The following is a 22,223-nucleotide window of genomic DNA, read 5'->3' as shown; positions in this document are numbered from 1 at the left end:
TCAATATTTAATCCCTTGTATACGGGTATTTTAACCCACTGCCATCTAAGTACCACTTAGGCTTAACCACTACTCGACGGTAAATAAATAACAAGAAAACCACGATAAACAAAACTAGACTTAGCAGTTGCGATACCCTGATTGTCTTTGCAATATATAAACTATCTGTGCGCAAACCTTCAACAAAAAATCTTACCGCAGCATACCAAGCTAAATACAGCATAAAAACTTCCCCCTGCTTGAAAATATGTCTGCGATGGCGCAAAAGTAAAATTAAAATTAAGCCAATAAGATTTAGTACAGATTCATATAAAAACGTCGGCTGATAATAAGTGCCAGCTATTTTCATTTGATTAATGATAAATAGTGGTAAATGTAAACTCTGCAAAAATTGGAGTGAAGTCGCTGCGCCATGGGCTTCTTGATTAAAAAAGTTACCCCAACGACCTAAAATTTGGGCTGCCATTACTCCAGGAGTGATTATATCTAACATTAAAAACGGTGGTAATAATTTTTTATAACAAAATACCAATAAAACAATTAATCCAGCTATCAATCCACCATATATAGCAATGCCACCATTCCAAATTGCAATAATTTGATCCGGATGTTGCGCATAATAGTCCCATTCAAATGCAACATAATATATCCTCGCACCTAGATAGCCAATCGGTACTGCCCATAAAAGTAAATCTACAAAATCATCGCTTATAATATGTCTTTTTTGGCCTTCAATAATTGCCATTACTACTGCTAAAATAATTGCAGTTGCCATAATGACGCCATACCATTTAACACTAATATCACCCAAGTTAAACGCAACTGGATTGATTGTTAAAGTCATTTTATTTTCCTTTATTTAATTATTTAATTTTCTCGTGAATTCTGGGCAATTAAAGTAGTTAAATTATCATCAAAAGCAGAAGTTGCATTGTAACCCATTTTTTTAGCTCTAAAATTCATTGCTGCTACTTCAATAATATCTTCCATATTGCGACCGACTTTAACTGGAATTGTAATTTGCGGTACTTCTACATTACAAATATCACGTTTACTCTCTTCAAAGCCAAGACGGTCATAGTTAGCCTTATTATCCCAATTAACTAATTTAATTACTAATTGAATATTAGCTCGATTTTTGACAGCTCCTACGCCAAATAAATCCATTGCATTAATAATACCGATGCCGCGAATTTCCATCAAATGCTTTAAAATTTGCGGTGGTTCACCCATCACAGTTTCAACATCTTTTTGATAGACATCAACACGATCGTCAGCAATTAACCGGTGCCCGCGCCTAATAAGTCCTAAAGCCGTTTCTGATTTCCCTACACCAGAATCACCAGTTAACAAAATACCTAATCCCTTGACCTCAATAAACACCCCGTGAATTGTATCGCGAACAGCAAGGCGCTCACGTAGATACTCCGTCAAAATACTAGCTACATAAGTAGTTGATTCTGGTGAAGAAAGAATCGGGATTTGCGCCTTATCAGCAGCTTCTTTTAATTCATGTGGTACTGGCAACGAACGTGAAACAAAAAAACATGGTGTTTCTGGTGTACATAGTTTGGTGAAAACCCGCACTAGACTTTCATGATCTAGTCGAGCAGCATAAGAAATTTCTGTACGACCCAAAAGTTGAATTCTTTGCTGCGGATAAAAATCAAAATAACCAGTTAATTCTAAGCCTGGTCGATATATATCAGAAACAACAATTTCTTTCTCACTAATATATTGCGCTCCCTGAACAACGTGAACTATCCGATTATCACGAATTAGATTTTTTAATTTAATGGCATTTCCCATTCTTATACCTCTAGACTTTACTTATCAACATCCTTAGTTTCGGCATCACGCACTTTTTTACGCTTATGCTTGGGGGAATTTTCGTTAGCCCAACCTGTATTCCAAGTTTTTTTCTGATTAGCAGAGCTATTATCTTTGCCTTTAGTGAAATAATTGATTAGCCAAATGATTAAAGCAATAACTATAATTGCCGGTAAAAGCATAAAGATAATATGAAACATAGCAAAAATAATGCATAAGGCAATTAACACTAACAATAAAATACTGACAATTCCCAAAAAACTCATTTTTACACCTATTATTTAACCTATTCAGGATTCTCTTGACTAAGCTGCCATTGTAAATATGCATAAACAAATGGCTGCAATTTTCCATCCATTACACCGCTAGTATCAGCAGTTTCATAACCTGTACGCAAATCTTTAACTAAATTATAAGGGTGAAAGACATAAGACCTAATTTGCGAACCCCAGCCATTCTCCATTTGCTCACCTTTAAGCTCTTGTTTATGCTGGCGTTTTTTTTCTTCTTCTAAATGAAAAAGCTTTGCGCGTAACTCATTCATTGCAGTTTCGCGATTTTGTAATTGTGAACGCTGTGCTTGCGAAGTGGTAACAAAACCTGTTGGCAAATGAGTAATTCGCACTGCACTCGATGTTTTATTAATATGCTGGCCGCCTGCGCCACTTGAACGATAAACATCAATTCGTAAATCTTTGGGATTAATATCAATTTTAATACTATCATCAATTTCGGGAATAATTTCAACCGCAGCAAAAGAAGTATGTCTTCTTTTAGCCGAGTCAAACGGTGAAATTCTTACTAAGCGATGAACTCCATTTTCTGATTTCAATAAACCATAAGCATTTTTACCGCTAATTCTTACGTTAACACTCTTAAGCCCAGCTTCTTCACCTGCTTCATAATTATTAATTTCAAAGTTAAAACCATTCATTTCACAATAACGCTGATACATTCGCAATAGCATCTGTCCCCAATCCATTGCCTCTGTACCACCTGCACCAGGATGAATTTCTAACAGGGCATTATGGCTGTCATATTTACCTGCTAAAAGCAAATTCATCTCATAGTTATGGAATGCACTTTGCAGCTTTTCTAAATCAGCCTCAACTTCTATTTGTAAATCTTGATCTGGCTCTTCATTTAACAATTCAATGGCGGTCAATTCATTTTGATAATTTTCCTGCAAACTTAAAAAAGAATCACGCTTTTCCTTTAACAAGTTTGTTTCGGCAATTAATTTTTGGGCACGCTCTTGCTTATCCCAAAATGAGGGCTCTTGCATTTTACTTTCATTAATCGCAATACTTTCAGCAATTGCATCAAGGTCAAAGAGACCCCCTAAAGTGGTTTAACCGCTTTTGCAAGTTAGTCAACTCACTTTGAATTTCACTAATTTCCATCATAAGTGTTTCTCCATCATAAATTTATAGTAAAAAAGAGAAAGCTGTAACTTTCTCTTCAATCTTAACTTTTACCGACTAAGATTTTGTCTGATTTCAGCCTTCATAAATAAGCGAGTTACATCAAATTCAATATTTGAAATCATTTCTTCAAACATACTGTAACCAGAATCTTGATATTCAACAAGTGGATTAAGTTGCCCATAACCACGCAAGCTAATTGACTGCCGCAATTGATCCATTGCATCAATATGATCTGTCCAGCGGTCATCAACCACTCGCAAAATAACAACTTTTTCAAATTCAAGCATCTCAGATGGGTCAGCCAATGCTTGCGACTTTTCATTATAATTAGCTTCTACAGCATCATATAATTTTTGCTTTAATTCAGGAACTGTAATCGTCTTGAAGTTGATTTTATCTACTTCATCTTCTCTTAACAAACTTGAACTAATGAAGTCCCGCAATGAATCAAGCCGCCACTTACTGCGATCTCCTTGAGTAAACATATCAACTTGACTATCAATTGTACGCTTAATCATCGGTATTAAAACAAAGTTAAGTGAATTATCTTCATCAATAACTCGCATTCTTTCACCATAAATAATTTCACGTTGAATTCGCATAACATCATCATACTGTAGTGTTTGTTTACGGGTATCATAGTTATTACCTTCTACTCGTTTTTGAGCAGATTCAACTTGGCGTGTGATTAAGCGACTTTCAATCACTTTTTCATCATCATTGTCAGATAGTCGATCCAAAAAGTCCTTAACCCGATCACCACCAAAGCGTTTCATTAAATCATCTTCAAGTGAAAGGTAAAAACGGGTAACACCTGGATCTCCTTGCCGACCAGCACGTCCACGAAGTTGATTATCGATTCGCCGTGATTCATGCCGTTCAGTACCAATCACTGCTAGTCCACCGAGCTCTTTTACTCCAGGTCCAAGTTTAATGTCAGTCCCACGACCAGCCATATTAGTAGCAATAGTTACAGCACCACGTTGACCTGCATTCATGATAATTTGGGCTTCTTTAGCATGATTCTTAGCATTCAAAACAGCATGTGGAATACCCGCTTCTTTTAGTAGCTGACTCAACCGCTCTGAACTTTCAACAGCAACTGTACCAACTAACACGGGTTGACCTTTTGCATGACGTTCTTTAATTTCTTCCACTACTGCAGTTAGTTTTGAAGTTAAAGTTGGGTATAGGATATCAGACTTGTCTTGACGAATTTTAGGTCGGTTAGTTGGAATCGTAATCGCCTGCATATTGTATATTTCACGAAATTCTTCTTCTTCTGTTTTAGCGGTACCAGTCATACCAGATAGTTTCTTATACATTCTAAAGAAGTTCTGGTAAGTAATTGTCGCCTGCGTCTTTGATTCTTCTTGAATTTTAACGTTTTCTTTTGCTTCAATTGCTTGGTGCAGACCATCAGAATAGCGCCGTCCACTCATAACCCGACCAGTGAAAGAATCAACAATTAAAACTTCCCCATCTTGAACAACATAATCAATATCTTTAAGCATGATGTAATTAGCGCGTAAAGCTTGGTCTAAATGGTGAACTAATTTTTGATTTTCTACATCATACAAGTTCTTCAAGCCAAAGTGATCACAAGCCTTCTGAATACCAGTTCTAGTTAAAGAAATCGTCTTAGTAGGCCAATCAATCTTGTAATCGCCATGATCTTCATCGTCATCCGCATCATCACCACTAGTATCTTCTTTCAAAGTCTTAACAAAACGATCAGCCCGAATATAATCACCATTAGCCTGTTCTGCTTCACCTGAAATAATTAATGGCGTCCTTGCCTCATCAATTAGGATGGAATCGACCTCATCAATAATGGCATAGTTAAGTTCTCGCTGCACCATTTGTTCCTTATAGACAACCATGTTATCCCGCAAATAGTCAAAGCCTAATTCAGCATTAGTTGAATAAGTGACATCACAATTATATGCTTCTCTTTTTTCGTCAGGTGACATTGAATTAAGATTCAAGCCAACCGTCAAACCTAACCACTTATAAAGCTGACCCATTTCTTCTTGATCACGGCTCGAAAGATATTCATTAACTGTGACAACATGAACACCTTTACTTGTTAAAGCATTCAAATATACAGGCATTGTGGCAGTTAAAGTCTTACCTTCACCAGTCATCATTTCCGCAATATTACCAAAGTGTAATGCAATTCCACCCAAAATTTGGACATGAAATGGGAATAGCCCCAGTACTCTTTTGGCTCCTTCACGCGCTACTGCAAAAGCTTCGGGTAAAAGATCATCTAAACTTTCACCCTTAGCTAGCCGTTCACGAAATTCTGGAGTTTTTGCTTTTAGTTGATCATCAGTAAGTTGATCATATTTGTCAGCATAACTTTCAACTTGATTTGCTATTTTTTCAAATCTTTTTAGTTCTCTTTTATCGTTATTGTATAGTTTCTTTAAAACGTTTACCATTTAATCGATCCTTATATGTACTTAAGTATAAAAACACATGCTAATTTTAACATGATTAGCGCTAAATGAAAAATTAACCAAACAAAAACCTCACATTAAATGTGGGGTCCTCATTCAAATACACTATTTTATTTAGTTTCAATTAAGCCATATTGCCCATCATTCCTGCGATAAACAATACTAGTTCCGTTTGTTTCAGCGTCTTGAAAGACAAAGAAATCATGTTCTAGCATATTCATTTGTAAAATAGCTTCTTCAGGATTCATTGGCTTTAAACCAATCTGCTTATTACGCACAATGGTAAATCCACTATCAGTATCCTGAATTTCTTCATTTGCATCTTCATCTACCGCTTGTTCAACGAAGAAATTATTCACACCCTTTTCGCGCCCCTTACGGTTTACACGTGTTTTGTATTTTCTAATCTGTCTTTCCAGTTTTTCAGAGACAAAGTCGATGCTACGATACATGTCATCAGTTGTCTCTTCTGCTCTCAATACCAAGTATGGCAGTGGAATAGTAATTTCAACTTTGGCAGTCCGATCACGATACACCTTTAAGTTTACATGAGCAACCATCTCTTGAGTCATATCAAAATATTTTTCTAATTTTTTTAAGCGCTTCTCAACGTAACTACGCAAAGCATCGGTTACCTCAATATTTTCACCACGAACATTATACTTTAACATATGAGATTCTCCTTTCAACTGCTATGCAGTCTTACGATACTTACATTATAACAAAAATTGAAAGCGCTGAACAATATTATTCTATCTGCAAACTGAAAAGCTACTTATTTTAGCCTTAGGGAAGGTCGCCAAAACCGTATCCCGTGCATGATACAGGGTCCTGCCTGTAGTATAAATATCATCCAAAAGCAAAACTTTTTTCATATTTAAGTCAATATTATATTTAGCTTTTATAAAAAAACTTTGCTTACTTTGTAAGCGCTCTTTTCTACTTTTTTCACCTTGTGCTTGTTGCCCATCAATTTTACCCAAAATAGCAGTTAAATTAACTAAATCACCATAAATTGCACTAACTGTGTCAAATTGCCGCTCAGCTATGTGACTAGCAGATGTGGGAATTGGTACATAGTAGTCGGCCTTTATTTTAGCTAAATTTTTATAGCATAAATCTTGTAAAACATAACATAAAACATAATCTCCATAACGTTTATAATTGACCATTAAATCGTGAAATGCCTGATTATATAGATAAACCGCTTGATGATAGAGTACATTGTTACCATAGATTTTTTGCCAACGGCGGCAATCTGAACAAATCAAACTTTGCTTATCAGCGTCTTGTAGTAATTTTCCCGAGCAAATTTTGCAGCTAATTGTAGGTAAAAATTCAAATTGGGCTAAACAATGATGACATAACTGTTCTTCATGCCATTTTCGCCAAGAAAGAAGCTGATTTAACGATAAAACAGGCGCAAACATTTGATTACATAGTAAACATTTTTTCATCTATTAAGTTCCTTAATCTGCTGTGATGCTTTCCGTAACTGGTTTGTATACTTGTGATAGCAAAATAACACTAACCCATCAGTATCATTTTTAGCCCGTCCTACTCTTCCCGCAATCTGCACTAAGCTCGAAGCGGTATAAATTTTATCATCTGCTTGAACAATAATCACCCAAACATGCTTAAACGTCACTCCCCGCTCTAAGATTGTCGTTGTTACTAGAATTTGCAATTTTTGATTGCGAAATTGCTGTACTTTTTCTAGACGCTCTTTATCGCCAGCATAAACACCAGCTATTTTTATTTGCCTAAGTTGTTCAACTTGTTTAAGAGCTGACAAATACAAAGGGATCTGTTCAATTCGTGGTACGAAAAGTAAAAGTGGATGTCCTTTTTTAATTACAGCAATAATCTCCTTTAGTAACTTAGGATGAATTTTGCCCTTACTTAAAAAGGGACATAAAAACATTTTCTCTTTTGGTAAGGGTAATTTCCCACCATGAAACCGCCGCTTTAACTGTAAAATTTCAATTTTTCCTACTTTAACATCTGCTAATAAATCTTTAGTTGGCGTAGCTGTTAGATAAACTTGAACACCAGCTATTTTTAATGCATTCTTAGCCGCAAAATGCAAAGTATTATTTTCAACATACGGAAAAGAATCAGTCTCATCAATTACTAACAGATCAAATGCATGATAAAATTTTAATAATTGATGTGTAGTACAAATTGTTAATTGATCAAGCCCTGGATCAACATATTCTTGACCGTGATATTTACCAATTTTAGTTTTATTAAAAGCCGCTTTAAAACGCGGATATAATTCATTAACAACATCGATTCTAGGACTAGCAATACAACAGCGTTGACCCCAACTTAAGCTTTGATTTATCAAGGCAAAAAGCATTTCTGTTTTACCCGCCCCTGTCACCGCATAGATCAAAGTATTTTTTTTATTTATAAAATTTTCAACTAATTTTTGCGAAATTTTTTCTTGCAAAGGCGTTAACTTACCATTCCATGTTAATTGGCGTTTATCTTTGGGAAAAACAACTTCTTGTTCATTCCGAATCAAAATGTCACCCTCAACAATTCGCCCCAGTTCAATACATGAACGACAATACCGCTTACCCTTTGATCGGCAAAAAAATAGCTACCAACGCCCCAGTTCAATACATGAACGACAATACCGCTTACCGTTTGGCAATTTGGCATTAACCATTGCCCCACACCGCTTGCAATGACTATCTTCAATCGCATTTACTTTGGTTAAATCGGTATTTATGCTAAAATCCTCTTGACTGCCAATCCATTGGCGGCCGATGAGACTAGTTAAATTTTCCATCTACTTTCCCTCCAATCTATAAGTACGTAAAACGAAGGTGAATTCTTTTGATACAAGAAAAAAATTATTTAACTATTAAGAATAATGGTACAAATGAATTAATAATTAAGAAAAGTCGCTTTATTACCACCTTAGTACGAACTAATACAATAGCTGAAGCTGACCAAGCCATTGCGGCTATTACTAAAAAATACCGAGATGCAACCCACAATACCTATGCTTATGTCGTAGAAGATCATGTCAAAGCTAGTGATAACGGCGAACCTGCTGGAACAGCAGGAGTTCCGGAATTAAAAGCACTGCAATTGATGAATCTAAAAAATGTAACTGCTGTAGTGACACGTTATTTTGGTGGAATTAAACTTGGTACTGGTGGACTAATTCGTGCTTATTCAAATAGCGTGACTGAAGCGGCTGAAGCAATTGGAGTGGTTAAACGCATGCAACAGCAAAAAGTCGATTTTCATGTTGCATATAATAAATTTGATGAGGTACAACATTTTTTAACTAATGAACAAATTTTTATTGCTAATATTGATTATGGAGTGGATGTAAATATTCAAATTTTTGTCGACGAAAAAGTACGAACTATTGTCGAAAATAACCTAACCAATCTTTTAGCTGGACAAATCACGTTCAACCTAGGCGAAAAACGTTATATCGAAGTTCCTATTACCGAACATAATTATCATTCACAATAATTTAAAAGCCATGGAAATCAAACTATTTCCATGGCTTTTTTATTGAATTAAACTCGGTTAATCATGCTTCTTATTTTTTAATTGTTCTGGTTTTTCTTGACCTAAATGCCATACTTCAACTGTTGGATCATTTTTACTGCGCATACTAATTAGTTTTTGAAGTAAACATAATAAGGGCTTATATTTTTCTCCTAGCAGACCAATCGATTCCACAAATACTTCTAATGCAACAACTAGTCCTGCAATTAACAACCACATCCCCCAAGTTGGTGATAACAAGAACAATAGTGAAATAAATGAAAAAATCAATGATAAAGAATAGATTGCTAACACTGTCTGTCGATGAGTCAAGCCCATCTTCATTAATTGATGATGTAAGTGGTGCTTATCTGCTTGCGAAACAGGTCGATTATTCAACTTACGCCGAATCATTGCATAAATGGTATCAGTAATTGGCACACCTAAAATTGTTACTGGTACTAAAAGTGAAATAAAAGTAACATTCTTTAGTCCCTTTAAAGAAAAAATAGCAATCATAAAACCAATATACAAAGCACCTGTATCACCCAAAAATATCTTTGCGGGGTGAAAATTATATGGTAAAAAGCCCAGTAAACAAGCAGCTAGCATAAAACAGCTAATTGGAATATAAAGTTGATTGGTATGTAAAAAAAAGTAACCAACAATTCCCATAGTAATCAGCGATATTAGTGATACACCATCAGCTAAGCCATCTAACCCATCAATTAAATCTACTGCATTAGTCAATGCAAGAATCCAAAAAATTGTAATTGGCAAACTCCACCAGCCCAAATTAATCTGTTTATTCAAGAGTGGCAAATTAAGCACATTCATCTTAATGTCAGCCAAAAAATAAATAATTAAAGCACCAATTAAAATGCCAAACATTTTTTGACGCGGCTTTAGTTCTAGAATATCATCAATAATTCCCGTTAAAACAATTACACTAGAAGCTAACAATACACTAAAAGCTTCATGCGTGGGAAACTGCTCTCGCAATAGAACAAATGTACCAATATTATAGGTCACAAAGATACCCAAGCCACCAAGAGTTGGCATTGGTTTTTTATTAACTCTTCTAGCATTAGGATTATCAACCGCCCCCAAAACAAAGGCAAGACGCCTAATAAATGGTGTAATTGACGCTTGAATAATCACTAGAAAGAACAATTCAACAATAATTTTAAACATAGTCGACTACTTTCATAATTAATTGCTTTAATTATACAGGGTGAAGCAAAAATCCACAAATCACAAAATTTACTATTTAATAATTGGATTTTTTACTATATTTAAACACAAATCAAAAAAGCTGAATTTTTTAATTCAGCTTTTTTATCTTGCAACTGCGACTACCCGTTTTTCACGGATAACCGTAATTTTAATATTACCTGGGTAATCAAGTTCCTTTTCAACTTGCTTACGAATATCATGGGCCAATACAGTAATTCGGTCATCTGAAATCTTATCTGGCTTGACCATCACGCGAACTTCTCGTCCAGCTTGAATGGCATAAGCTTGATCAACTCCATCATATCTTTTAGCAATTTGTTCTAATTCAGTTAATCTTCTTATATAATTTTCTAAACTTTCACTTCTTGCCCCAGGTCGAGCCGAAGATATCGTGTCTGCCGCCACTACCAGCTCAGCAATAAATGATAACTTCGGTACATCACCGTGATGGGCCGCAATTGCATTAACAACTACATCTGATTCATGATATTTTCTAGTTAATTCTACACCAATTTCAACGTGTGAACCTTCAATATCATGATCGATGGCTTTTCCTATATCGTGTAATAATCCCGCGCGAACTGCTAATTTTTCATTTAAACCAAGCTCAGCCGCCATTGCTCCAGCTAATTTAGCCACTTCAATTGAATGCCCTAAAACATTCTGGCCATAAGACGTTCGATATTTAAGGCGACCAAGAATTTTAACAAGTTCAGGATTCATTCGATGAATCCCTAGCTCCATTAATGCGCTTTCACCAGCTTCATAAATGTCATCATTGACTTCTTTGCGTGCTTTATCAACCATCTCTTCAATTCGAGCTGGATGAATACGACCATCCTTAACCAGCCGTTCCATTGCTCGTTTAGCAATTTCACGTCGAATCGCGTCAAAGCCACTCAAAGTAACTACTTTAGGAGTATCATCAATTATTAAATCAACTCCAGTTAGAGCTTCAAAGGAGCGAATATTCCGACCTTCTCGACCAATAATTCTTCCCTTCATTTCCTCATTAGGCAAATTAACTACTGAAACTGTTGTTTCAGCAACAGTATCAGCCGAACTACTTTGAATTGCATCAATAATAATTTTACGGGCATAATGATCAGCTTTAACTCGAATTTCTTCATTACTATCCTTGATCATTTCTGCCCGTTCCTTAACTAGTTCATCAGATAATTGGGTCAAAACTAACTTCTGTGCTTGATCTTTACTCAGTTGAGCAACCTCGTACAGCTTTTCCTTAGTTTGATCGACTAAGTCAGTTACAACCTTTATATTTTTCTTTAGCTCTAGTTCTTGCTTACGAAAGTGATTTTCTTTTTCAATTAATTCGGCTTCCTTTTCCGTCAATAAAGAGTTTTTATGTTCAAAAGTATCTTCTTGTTGCTTTAAACGATTAGTATCGCGTGCAACCAAATCGCGCTTAACATTTAATTCATCTTCAACCTTTTGTCGATAAGTTTGAATTTGCTCTTGCGCTTCAAGAATTTTTTCTTTTTTAATATTTAGTGCACTCTGCTTTAAAGTTTCAGCAGCTTGCTTTTGAAAACTTATTTCAGCTTGAGTAGCTGCCACTTGAGACTTTGCTTCAGCTAAAATATTATCAGCATTCTTTTTGGCATTTTGAGCTTTCTTTTCCCAAATATTTTTTCTGAAATAATAGCCAATAATTAAACCTAGTAAAATTGAAATAATAGCAATCGCGATGGGAACCAAAATTGTTTTTATCATGATTACTATCGCCTTTTTTATTTTTAGATTATTCACACAAACTTAATGATAAATAACCTAATCACTTATGTCAATCAACTAAAAAAAACCTTGACCAAAATTTATAGATCAAGGTTAATTTCTTCAATTCTAATTACTTTTGTCATCTACTTATTTTTCAGCAGAAGTCGTTTTAGTTTCTGGTTTGGTTGCCTTAGCTTTTTTAGCTTTAGCATTTTCTGGATCTTCACGTTCAGAAATGGCTTCTTCATCAATACCATAAATATGACGAACTTCCTTTTGAACCTCAGCGTATATTTCTGGATGGTCTTCTAAATATTGCTTTGCATTTTCACGCCCCTGACCAATACGTTCATCTTTGTATGAATACCAAGAGCCAGCTTTCGCAATAATATCTTTATCAGCTGCCATATCTAGCAATTCACCACTTTGGGAAATACCTTTGCCATACATCATATCTACTTCCGCAACTTTAAAAGGCGGTGCAACTTTGTTTTTAACAACTTTAATTTTGACACGATTCCCCGTTATTTCGCCACCAGTCTGCTTAATTTTTTCTGCACGTCTAATTTCTAAACGGATTGTTGCATAAAACTTAAGTGCGCGCCCACCTGGAGTCGTTTCCGGATTACCAAACATAATGCCAACTTTTTCTCTAATTTGATTAATAAAAATGGCAATTGTCTTTGTCTTGTTAATATTTCCAGAAAGCTTACGTAAAGCCTGACTCATTAAACGTGCTTGTAACCCCACATGACTATCACCCATTTCTCCGTCAATTTCAGCTTGGGGAACTAGAGCAGCTACAGAGTCGACAATTAAAATATCAATTGCACCACTTGTAATTAGTGTATCCGCAATTTGTAATCCTTCTTCACCAGTATTAGGCTGCGATAAAATGAGTGAATCCACATCAACCCCTAAGGCTTCTGCATATGCTGGATCCATTGCATTTTCAGCATCAATGTAAGCAGCCGTACCACCACGCTTTTGTACTTCAGCTACAGCATGTAAAGCAACCGTGGTCTTACCAGAAGATTCGGGACCATAAATTTCAACAATTCTTCCCCGTGGATAGCCCCCGACCCCTAAAGCTGAGTCAAGTGCAAGTGAACCAGATGGAATCGTTGAAATTTTAGTATCTGCTTTATCGCCCATGCGCATAACAGCGCCCTTACCGAAGTTCTTTTCTATTTTTTTAAGCGCATTTTCCAATGCTGCCTGCTTTTCATCTTTGGGCAAGACTTTTCCTCCTCTAAAATAATAATCACCAGTTTATACTCATTAATTATACTTTGCTTGAAGATATATTTGCAAGAAATATAGCGAACAAATGTTTAAATAAGCTTAAGCCCTACTAATATATATGCAAAAATAACCCATATTTTTTGATTTATTTTTTTAATCCTTTAGGTTGTACCCAATTTTGGACCAAGTTAAGCAATAGATCAACTAATACTGCCATTAATGCAGTGGGAAATGCCCCAGCTAAAATTATTGCGTTGCCGCTAGTTGCATTAGTACCACGAATAATAATATCGCCTAATCCGCCGGCACCAACAAAAGAACCAATTGAAGTAATTCCAATTGCTATTACTAAAGCATTTTTTAAACCGGCTACAATTACTGAAATTGATAAAGGTAACCGAACCAAATAAAGTAATTGTAGCTTAGTCATTCCCATACCTTTACCTGAATCAATAATATTTTTATCAACACTGCACATGCCAGTATATGTATTTTTAATAATTGGTAACAATGAATATAGCGTAACAGTAAAAACAACTGTTTTTACTCCCAAACCCATTCCAATCATCACGATTGACAAAAGAGCAAGTGAGGGGATTGTCTGAATGAAATTAGCAAATTCAAGCACGAAACTTCCCAAATATGTATTACGGGAAATCACAATCCCCAGCGGAATACCAATAATTGCTGCAAACAATACACCATAAACTGACATTAAAAAAGTACGATTAAATTGACTAAGTATATAATTGCCATTATGTTGATAATAATAAATAAATTGTTGCCATAAAGTTAAATTAGCCATTATTTTTACCCCTAAAAAAATTATGTTTTACCAAAAATTGATGGGCCACGGTAGAGGGTTCTAGTAATCTATCATCTACTTCAAAATTCATTCTTCGTATGTCATGAATACTAATATTCCCCACTAATCTCATCAAAAGCGGCTTAAGGTCGGGATGATTACGTAATAAATAATTATTAATTAACATGCCGCAATTATATGGCGGAAAAAAATGCTTATTATCCTTTAATAATTTTAATCGATAGCTATCAATTCGCCCATCTGTAGAATAACCTAAAATCACATTCACTTTACCACTTTTTAGGGCGGAATAAACCAGACCAATATTCATTGGCTCAATTTTGGTAAAAGCCATATGATACGCTTGTTTAAACTGCCTATAACCAACTCCTGGCGCATTAATCCATTCCGAAGCAACTCCAAATGAAAATTTATTTTGCCATTGTTTTAAGTCAGAAATTTTATATAAATTATATTTTTTTTGTGCACTTTTTTTCACCATAAAGGCATAATTATTGGCAAAGCCGTAAGTAGGAAGATATGTTTGATCCCACCTTTTTTTCGCCTCACTTCGCACTGTTTGATTGGCTCTTTTTGCATTTTTAATTGGAGTTAGATGTAAATTAGCAGTCAATTCACCCCCATCATAGGCAACCGCTTGGATATCAGCATCATGACGATACAATGCTTGATGCTGCATTGGGGCTGACCCTAAATTATTAACAATGGAAGCTCGATATGGCGTTTCATGTTCAATTAGTTGAACAATTATGTTAGCAACAATTTGAGATTCAGTTGTTGTTAAGGCAGTTACTCTAATTTGATTGCTACTAGGTTGATTATCAACTAATCCACACGCACAAGTAGCTATCATGGTCATAAATGTGATGGTAGAAATTAATATTTTTGCTCGTCTTTTCATTACTAAGCCTCCCTACATACCTTTAGGAATAATTTTTTTCTCTAGTAAACCAAGTAAAAAATCTGTTAATAATGCTAAAGCAATTACTGGGAGGGTGCCACCAAGAATTAAATCAGGTTGATAAAGACTAAGACCACTAAAAATAAAATCGCCTAATCCTCCAGCTCCAATATAGGAAGCCAATGTTGCCCAAGCAATTATATAAATTGCAGCTAAACGAATTCCAGCCATAATTACCGGCATTGCTAAAGGGAGCCTTACTTTAGTAATCAATTGTATTTTGGTCATGCCAAGACCACGAGCAGAATCGATAATATTAGTATCCACATTGGTTAGTCCCACATAAGTGTTACGCAAAATTGGCATTAAACTATACAAAAAAAGTGCAATAATTGCTGGCAAACGTCCTACTCCAAATAATGGAATCATCATTGCTAATAATGCAAGAGCTGGAATAGTTTGCAAAATGCTCGTAATCGAAATTATTATTTTCGCAATTTGCGGAATTTTTAGTAAAAAAACACTTAACGGAATTGCTACAATAATTCCTAAGGATAATGAAATAGTCGCTATATAAATTTGCTGCCAAGTTTTAACAATTAACTCTAATCCATGTTGAGCTAAAAAAGCAACCATTATTTTACCTCTTTTTCTGATTTTTTAATTAAAGCTGTTTTATCACCCCATATTTTTTCATAAATTACATTAACCAGGCTAGAACGAGTTACTATACCTACTAATCTTTCATTATCGTCAACAACCGGAATATATTGTCCAGCGCGGCTTAAAATTCGACTAAAATTATCACGTAAATATTCATCTGGTCTTAGGACTGGAATTTTAGTTAATAAAATTTCACTAATCTTATTAGCTTGGTTATATTTTTTCTGTAACTCATTAATTGAAATATATCCTTTAAAGTGATTTTTGAGATCAACAACTAACAGCGTATCAACTCGATGTTCCTTCATCATTGCTAATGCAGTCGTTAAAGAAGCCGTTTGATTAATTTTGACGGGATCAGTGAGCATCACGTTTTTTACTTTAACAGTTTCATATTTTGCTTCAGAAAGGCGCTTTTCACCAATCAAATTCTCTACAAATTTATTTTTGGGATAGTGCAAAATTTCATCTGGTGAGCCAACCTGAATTAAATGACCCCCGTGTAAAACAACTATTTTAGTAGCAAGCTTTAGGGCTTCATCCATATCATGTGTAACAAACACTATTGTTTTACCTAACTTGGATTGTAAATTTTTCACTAAAGTTTGCAAACTTTCACGCGTAATCGGATCTAATGCACCAAATGGCTCATCCATTAAAATCAAGTTTTGATTTGCAGCTAAAGCTCTAATGACACCTACTCGCTGCTGCTGACCACCAGATAATTCATTAGGATAGCGATCTAAATATGATTTAGGTAACTGAGCTAATTCTATTAACTTATTTACAGCAACAGCTATTTTTTTCTTTGGCCATTTTAATAATTTTGGTACCAGAGCAATATTTTGTCGAATCGTCATATGAGGCATTAAGCCATTACTCTGAATCACATATCCAATATGTCGTCTTAAAAAAACAGGATTAAATTCTTTAACATTTTTCCCTTTAATTAAAACCTTTCCCTTAGTTACACTATTCATCCGATTAATCATTCGCATTAGTGTTGTTTTACCCGAGCCAGAGGTTCCAATTAGACAGCAAAATTCACCCTTATTTATTTTGAAGTTAATGTTGTCAACAGCTGGTTTGCTCATTTTAGGATATAGCTTTGTTACATTCTTAAATTCAACCATCGGTATATTTTGTACCATAATATTTCCCCCTTTTTTCAATAGTATTATAGTTCAATCCTATCAACATAATTAAAGACGGGCAATAATATACTATTACATATTTTTCAAATTATAAAACTAAAATAAAAAACACTAACATTGTTAGTGTTTTTAAATATTTAAAACTACATTGAACCTTTGAAGATATTCCAAGAACTACGAAAATAATCATAGCCAGAATATATTGTAAAAATCAAAGCAAGATAGAGTAAAACTGTTCCAATATGATAAATATCACCAATTAATAAGAAAATAATCGACAGCATCTGACAAGTTGTCTTAATCTTTCCCGGCATCTCAGCTGCCATTACTTGACCTTTATTTTCAGCTAAAATCAGCCGTAACCCAGTAACTGCTAACTCACGACAGACAATAATTGCCACAATCCAAGCTGGTGCTAATTTTAATGAAATTAACATAACAAAAGCAGTCATAGTTAACATCTTATCTGCTAATGGATCCGCAAATTTACCAAAATTGGTCACTAAATTGCGTGAGCGAGCAAGATGACCGTCAAACCAGTCAGTAGCTGATGCTACTGCAAAAACTATCGCTGCAATAACTAAATTCCAGTAAACAGTACTACCTGCTACTTTAAAACTTGCATCTCCGCCAAAGATAACAATTAACATAAATACCGGTATTAGAAATATTCTAAACACCGTCAACTTATTGGGTAAATTCATTCTTAAATTTTCCTCCTAAAATACAGTAATTAGTTACTGCTGCCACTTTGGTTATCAGACGAACTGCTTGAGTTATTATTAGCTTGATGATGATCAGTAGTACCGGTTTGATTATCATGGTTTACCTGACCGTTAGTTTGCTGTCCAGTAGATTGATTATTGGCAGTGGTGCTGTTATTTTCAGTATTATTGGTCTGATGGTGGTCTTGATTTTGCTCAGTTTCAGTACGCTGGTTTTGGGTAGTACCAGTATTAGCATTCCCTGTATTGTTATTTTGATTTACCTCACCATTTGTTTGAACTTGGTGATGCTTACCAATAAATAAGGTTAGTGATAGTCCTGCACTTTGGCCATTATAAGGTACTTTTTTGCCACCAACTGAAACGGTCGTTCCAAGAGCATTGCTAAAAGTAACAACTACTGTTTGGGCACTTTCAGGTATACGCACTGTATGTTTTTGTCCTGCAGTCAAGGTCTGGGCACCTTGATTCACACCATTCATTGCAACCGAAATCGTTATTACTTGATCACCTGCTCGAACTACTATATTACGATTCTTCTTTAAACCAGTAATTTCATATTGGTTTACAGCTAATTCCCTAACTTTGACTAGGTTGGGTTTAGCCTTTTTAACTTTTTTTGGTCTGCTAGTATTTTCTGATGAAACCGATACATCGTTAGCAGAATTATTATTCTGATTTCCTGCTGATGAAAAGTGGGCATATACCATATAGCACACTAGCACAACTACTACGATTCCTAAAATAATAATAATTCGCGGAAGATAATCTTTCCAGAGCTTTTTTTTACTGTTAGTAGTCTTACTTACTTCTTCACTTTTATTATCGATAGATTCTTCAACATACTCATCAGGTTCAGCTTGTGGTATTTCTTGGTGATATTCATTAAGTAATTTTTTACCATCTAATCCGACTACTTGAGCATATTGTCTAATAAAGGCGCGTACATAAAAGTCACCTGGTAGCTTATCAAAATCATTTTGCTCAATTGCCGTTAGATATCTACCTTGAATCTTAGTTGCTTTTTCAACATCTTCAATTGAAAGTCCTTTTGCCTCTCTGGCACTGCGTAATTTGTCTCCGATATCCGCCATAGTTACCTCTTTAAATTCTTTATTTTATACATTGAGTATAACATATACTACTAACTATTAATTTTTATTTATATAAGCCAGCCCCCACTGACATAAATTGTTTGTCCCGTTAAATAATTCGCATTCGGATCAAGCAAGGTTCTGACCCAGTAAGAAATATCCGTACCCTTTGCTAAGCGACCCAACGGAATTTCTTCCTTAACTTCTACCATAGTTTCAGATGAAAGTAACGCATTCATCTTCGTATCTACTGCCCCAGGAGCAATAACATTAACTGTCAAATTTGCTGATGCCACTTCTCGCGCATAACTTTGTGCAAAACGCGACAATCCAGCTTTAGTTGAACTATATACTGCTTCTAGTGCACTACCATTTCCACCATAAACAGAACCAAGATATACAATACGGCTAAAATCATTTTTTATCAGTAATGATTCAAGTAAACTTGTCAATTTAATTGGTGTGTTCAAATTAACTTGTACAAGTTGATCAATTTTATTCAGATCTTGGTCACTCAGAAAAGTGTAATCCGTAATGCCCTGAGAAAAAACAACAGCATTAATAGGTAATAAACTATTAACAAACTCCATTAAACCTTTATTATCTGTCAAAAAACTCAATTTGATTGGAATAAAATCTTGTTGAGGATAAAGCTGACTATATCTTTGCACCATATTAGATGCCTTTTGCTCATCTTGATTATAGTGAAGATAAAGTGACCAGCCGCTATTAGCTAAATCAGCACAAATAGCTTGTCCAATTCCACCCGTGGCACCAAATACGATTGCTCGTTTCAAATAAAACATTCCTTTTGATAAACTATCAATCAAAAACAGCAATGCAATTATACCGCACTTGCTACATTTCTACTATAATTGCACACAACATCTTTAATTTTACCATGAATTTAAATAAAACTAAGCAAAATTGTGACATGCTAAACTTTCTTAAAAATTACTATTTTGTTTGATCTTTTGTAGGTTTAACAAGTACCTGACGTGGTTTAGATCCTTCTGATGGACCGACTACTCCTCTTGCTTCCATTTCGTCCACAATTCGGGCCGCTCGATTATATCCGATTCGAAAACGTCTTTGTAACATTGATACACTGGCCGCTTGCTGCCGCTGAACCATATCAACTGCTTGATCGTATAATTCATCTACCGGTTCATCAGAAGCATTTTCGGTCGTTTCTTCTCCTTTTTTAGGGATTAGTTCTTGATCATATTCAGGTTGCTGTTGCTCCTTAACCCAAGCAATCACTTTTTCTACTTCATGCGAAGATACATATGCTCCCTGAATTCGTTCAGGTTTAGCAGCTCCTACTGGCATATACAGCATATCGCCTCGCCCTAGCAATTTGTCAGCTCCAGTTTGATCGAGAATTGTTCGCGAATCTATCCCACTGGAGACAGCAAAAGAAATTCGTGAAGGTACATTAGCCTTAATTAGTCCAGTAATAACATCAACACTGGGACGTTGCGTAGCTAAAATCATATGAATACCGGCTGCTCTAGCCATCTGTCCTAAACGGACAATTGCCCCTTCAACATCATGTCCTCCAACCATCATTAAGTCGCTTAGCTCATCCACAACAACTAAGATATACGGTAAAGGATTCATCACTGGATTAGCCTTATCTTGATTATTTATACGAACCTTTTCGTTAAATTCACCCATATTACGGGCCCCACTTGCTGCAAATAACTTGTAACGCCGCTCCATCTCTTTAACAGCTTTATTTAAAGCATTTGCTGCTAATTTAGGGTCAGTTACAACCGGAATTGATAAATGAGGTACACCACTATAAACTGATAATTCAACCATTTTAGGATCAATCAAGATAAGCTTGACTTGATCAGGATTAGCTTTCATTAAAATGCTAGTTAAAATAGTATTAATGGCTACTGATTTACCTGATCCAGTTGAACCAGCAATCAATAAATGGGGCATTTTTGCTAAATTAGCCGAAATTATTTGGCCAGTAACATCTTTTCCCAGCGGAACTTCCATTGGATCAGCTTGTGCTTTTTTATCTTGATTTTGCATTACATCCTTGAACGCCACCACACTATTAGTCCGATTAGGAACTTCAATACCAATAAAAGGCTTCCCCGGAATTGGAGCCTCAATTCTAATATCCTTAGCAGCAAGAGCCAAGGCTAAATCATCCGCCAAATTAACTATACGACTTACTTTTACTCCCACCGCTGGTTGAACTTCGTATCGGGTAATGGTAGGACCCAAAATCGCCTTTTTAATAATTACATTTACGCCAAAACTTTTAAAAGTTGTCTGTAAAGTTTGCGTATTTTTTCTGATTAATGCTTTATCTGAACTTTGATCAATATTCTTAACTGCATCAAGTAGTGATAGCGGTGGCTTTTGGTATTTTTGCTTTATTTGCTTAGTTTGCCTTGAAGCATCATGTTCAACATTGCTTATTTCTCGTTGTAATTTCTGATCTTCAGCAACGAAAGAATGCGGTCGCGGCAAATCAGTTTCTTCTAGAGGAGAATTTGCCTTTTCATCATTTTCACTTGCAATTTGAATTGGTGGTTCAAATTTTTCTTCTTCGATAGCAGAATTTGATTCAGCAGTCGCAGAAGATTCACTTATTTCAGTTTCATCGTCATTTTGACTATCATCATTTTTTTCTGTTTGCTCATTAAAATCAGTCACATTCGGGAACTCCAATGGCTCTTCAGCTAAAGGATCGGCTAAATCTTGTACTTTTTTATTTTCTCGTCTTTCTACTTGCTTAGTGCGGATAATATTATATTGATTTTTTATTTTAGAACTTGCTTCTTTATTTTTACTGATAAAGAGTTGACTAAAAAGCTGAAACTTTCGGATAATATCCGCAAATTTAATATCAAAAAACATTAAAATTCCAATTGGAATGAATAAAATTGCAATGATTTTTATTCCAATGTGCCCAAAAAGCGGATAAAGAAATTGGTAACACATTGCTCCAATTATGCCTCCACCAACAGATTTGGTAATTGAAACACGCATAAACTCTGCCTGCATCTCATACCAAAAAACATTCATAAAAGCATTATTGACCAATTCATGCGCAAAATAATTACTACTTTGCACCAGTAAAAAACCCATAATTGCTAAAAACAGGCCACAACTTCTTTTAAATTTAAAATGCATTGGCCTATTATAAATCAGCATAACCAAACCGAAAACAATGCATATCCCTGCTATAAGTAAATAAGAATCACCTACAAATAGACGAAAAAGATTAGCAACCTGTTTGCCTAAATTACCAAATTTAGTAAAAGCAGTAATAGCAATAATCAGCTGAATGAGCCCCACAATAGCCCAAGTCATGTCTGTTTTCTGGACCTTCTTACGTGCCTTAGTTGTTTTTCTTTTTTTCTTAGGCATCT

Annotated in this window: 21 protein-coding genes; 1 reads left to right on the top strand and 20 read right to left on the bottom strand. The window is 35.2% G+C overall.

The features are described 5' to 3' along the window. Positions 1 to 7 precede the first annotated feature (7 nt). From lgt to F5ESL0233_RS08370, 9 genes are all read right to left on the bottom strand, one after another. The gene (lgt, locus tag F5ESL0233_RS02515; protein WP_090093083.1) at positions 8 to 844 is read right to left on the bottom strand and encodes a prolipoprotein diacylglyceryl transferase; all 837 of its coding nucleotides are present in this window, start codon (positions 842 to 844) and stop codon (positions 8 to 10) included. A gap of 23 nt (positions 845 to 867) precedes the next feature. After that, positions 868 to 1,809 (bottom strand): HPr(Ser) kinase/phosphatase, encoded by a 942-nt coding sequence (hprK, locus tag F5ESL0233_RS02510; RefSeq protein WP_122058577.1) that lies wholly within the window; start codon positions 1,807 to 1,809, stop codon positions 868 to 870. Positions 1,810 to 1,826: 17 nt separating this feature from the next. After that, complete coding sequence (locus F5ESL0233_RS02505) at positions 1,827 to 2,096, bottom strand: hypothetical protein (RefSeq protein WP_090093080.1); 270 nt, start codon at positions 2,094 to 2,096, stop codon at positions 1,827 to 1,829. Between the two features lie 20 nt (positions 2,097 to 2,116). Continuing rightward, positions 2,117 to 3,233, bottom strand: a protein-coding gene (gene prfB, locus F5ESL0233_RS02500; RefSeq protein WP_118896846.1) for a peptide chain release factor 2 whose coding sequence is annotated in 2 segments (ribosomal slippage) — positions 2,117 to 3,160 and positions 3,162 to 3,233 — 1,116 coding nt in all. Because the reading frame shifts where the segments join, the coding sequence is not laid out codon by codon here. Positions 3,234 to 3,304: 71 nt separating this feature from the next. Next, positions 3,305 to 5,704: a preprotein translocase subunit SecA gene (gene secA, locus F5ESL0233_RS02495; RefSeq protein ID WP_118896761.1), complete on the bottom strand. Its 2,400-nt coding sequence runs from the start codon at positions 5,702 to 5,704 to the stop codon at positions 3,305 to 3,307. Positions 5,705 to 5,832: 128 nt separating this feature from the next. After that, positions 5,833 to 6,393: a ribosome hibernation-promoting factor, HPF/YfiA family gene (gene hpf / locus F5ESL0233_RS02490; protein ID WP_090093075.1), complete on the bottom strand. Its 561-nt coding sequence runs from the start codon at positions 6,391 to 6,393 to the stop codon at positions 5,833 to 5,835. 81 nt (positions 6,394 to 6,474) lie between these two features. Next, positions 6,475 to 7,179, bottom strand: a complete 705-nt coding sequence (locus tag F5ESL0233_RS02485) for a ComF family protein (protein ID WP_122058576.1) — start codon at positions 7,177 to 7,179, stop codon at positions 6,475 to 6,477. Continuing rightward, entirely contained in the window at positions 7,176 to 8,285 is a 1,110-nt protein-coding gene (locus F5ESL0233_RS02480; protein WP_233554957.1) for a helicase-related protein, read from the bottom strand. Before F5ESL0233_RS02480 ends, F5ESL0233_RS02485 begins: the two co-directional genes overlap by 4 nt. A 45-nt stretch (positions 8,286 to 8,330) precedes the next feature. Continuing rightward, a complete protein-coding gene (locus F5ESL0233_RS08370) occupies positions 8,331 to 8,522 on the bottom strand; it encodes a hypothetical protein (protein ID WP_233554954.1) in 192 nt (63 codons plus the stop codon). A gap of 47 nt (positions 8,523 to 8,569) precedes the next feature. Between F5ESL0233_RS08370 and F5ESL0233_RS02475 the strand changes: the two genes are divergently transcribed. After that, entirely contained in the window at positions 8,570 to 9,223 is a 654-nt protein-coding gene (locus F5ESL0233_RS02475) for a YigZ family protein (RefSeq protein WP_122058574.1), read from the top strand. Between the two features lie 57 nt (positions 9,224 to 9,280). Here the strand turns inward: F5ESL0233_RS02475 and F5ESL0233_RS02470 are convergent, their stop codons facing one another. The 11 genes from F5ESL0233_RS02470 to F5ESL0233_RS02420 all read right to left on the bottom strand — a co-directional run bounded on the left by F5ESL0233_RS02470 (position 9,281) and on the right by F5ESL0233_RS02420 (position 22,221). Beyond that, the gene (locus F5ESL0233_RS02470; protein WP_090093068.1) at positions 9,281 to 10,435 is read right to left on the bottom strand and encodes a glycosyltransferase family 4 protein; all 1,155 of its coding nucleotides are present in this window, start codon (positions 10,433 to 10,435) and stop codon (positions 9,281 to 9,283) included. Between the two features lie 144 nt (positions 10,436 to 10,579). Next, on the bottom strand, positions 10,580 to 12,211 hold the full coding sequence (gene rny / locus F5ESL0233_RS02465) for a ribonuclease Y (RefSeq protein WP_122058573.1): 1,632 nt from the start codon (positions 12,209 to 12,211) through the stop codon (positions 10,580 to 10,582). Between the two features lie 150 nt (positions 12,212 to 12,361). After that, complete coding sequence (recA, locus tag F5ESL0233_RS02460) at positions 12,362 to 13,453, bottom strand: recombinase RecA (protein ID WP_122058571.1); 1,092 nt, start codon at positions 13,451 to 13,453, stop codon at positions 12,362 to 12,364. Positions 13,454 to 13,604: 151 nt separating this feature from the next. Continuing rightward, a complete protein-coding gene (locus tag F5ESL0233_RS02455; RefSeq protein WP_122058569.1) occupies positions 13,605 to 14,264 on the bottom strand; it encodes an ABC transporter permease in 660 nt (219 codons plus the stop codon). Continuing rightward, entirely contained in the window at positions 14,257 to 15,186 is a 930-nt protein-coding gene (locus tag F5ESL0233_RS02450; protein WP_118897969.1) for a glycine betaine ABC transporter substrate-binding protein, read from the bottom strand. Before F5ESL0233_RS02450 ends, F5ESL0233_RS02455 begins: the two co-directional genes overlap by 8 nt. Positions 15,187 to 15,198: 12 nt before the next feature. Further along, the gene (locus F5ESL0233_RS02445) at positions 15,199 to 15,822 is read right to left on the bottom strand and encodes an ABC transporter permease (RefSeq protein ID WP_122058567.1); all 624 of its coding nucleotides are present in this window, start codon (positions 15,820 to 15,822) and stop codon (positions 15,199 to 15,201) included. Then, a complete protein-coding gene (locus tag F5ESL0233_RS02440; RefSeq protein WP_305021717.1) occupies positions 15,822 to 17,000 on the bottom strand; it encodes an ABC transporter ATP-binding protein in 1,179 nt (392 codons plus the stop codon). Before F5ESL0233_RS02440 ends, F5ESL0233_RS02445 begins: the two co-directional genes overlap by 1 nt. Before the next feature lie 146 nt (positions 17,001 to 17,146). Further along, positions 17,147 to 17,707, bottom strand: coding sequence for a CDP-diacylglycerol--glycerol-3-phosphate 3-phosphatidyltransferase (gene pgsA / locus F5ESL0233_RS02435; protein WP_090093058.1), 561 nt, complete (start codon positions 17,705 to 17,707; stop codon positions 17,147 to 17,149). A gap of 29 nt (positions 17,708 to 17,736) precedes the next feature. Beyond that, positions 17,737 to 18,822 (bottom strand): RodZ family helix-turn-helix domain-containing protein, encoded by a 1,086-nt coding sequence (locus F5ESL0233_RS02430; protein WP_122058565.1) that lies wholly within the window; start codon positions 18,820 to 18,822, stop codon positions 17,737 to 17,739. A 68-nt stretch (positions 18,823 to 18,890) separates the two neighbouring features. Further along, entirely contained in the window at positions 18,891 to 19,619 is a 729-nt protein-coding gene (gene ymfI / locus F5ESL0233_RS02425; protein ID WP_122058563.1) for an elongation factor P 5-aminopentanone reductase, read from the bottom strand. Between the two features lie 160 nt (positions 19,620 to 19,779). Then, positions 19,780 to 22,221 (bottom strand): DNA translocase FtsK, encoded by a 2,442-nt coding sequence (locus F5ESL0233_RS02420; protein WP_122058561.1) that lies wholly within the window; start codon positions 22,219 to 22,221, stop codon positions 19,780 to 19,782. Positions 22,222 to 22,223 lie beyond the last annotated feature (2 nt).

The organism is Lactobacillus sp. ESL0233 (assembly GCF_003692995.1).
GTDB classification, from domain to species: Bacteria; Bacillota; Bacilli; order Lactobacillales; family Lactobacillaceae; genus Lactobacillus; species Lactobacillus bombicola.
Note: the sequence above shows the minus strand (reverse complement) of the source record. Positions and strands in the feature narration are given on the sequence as shown.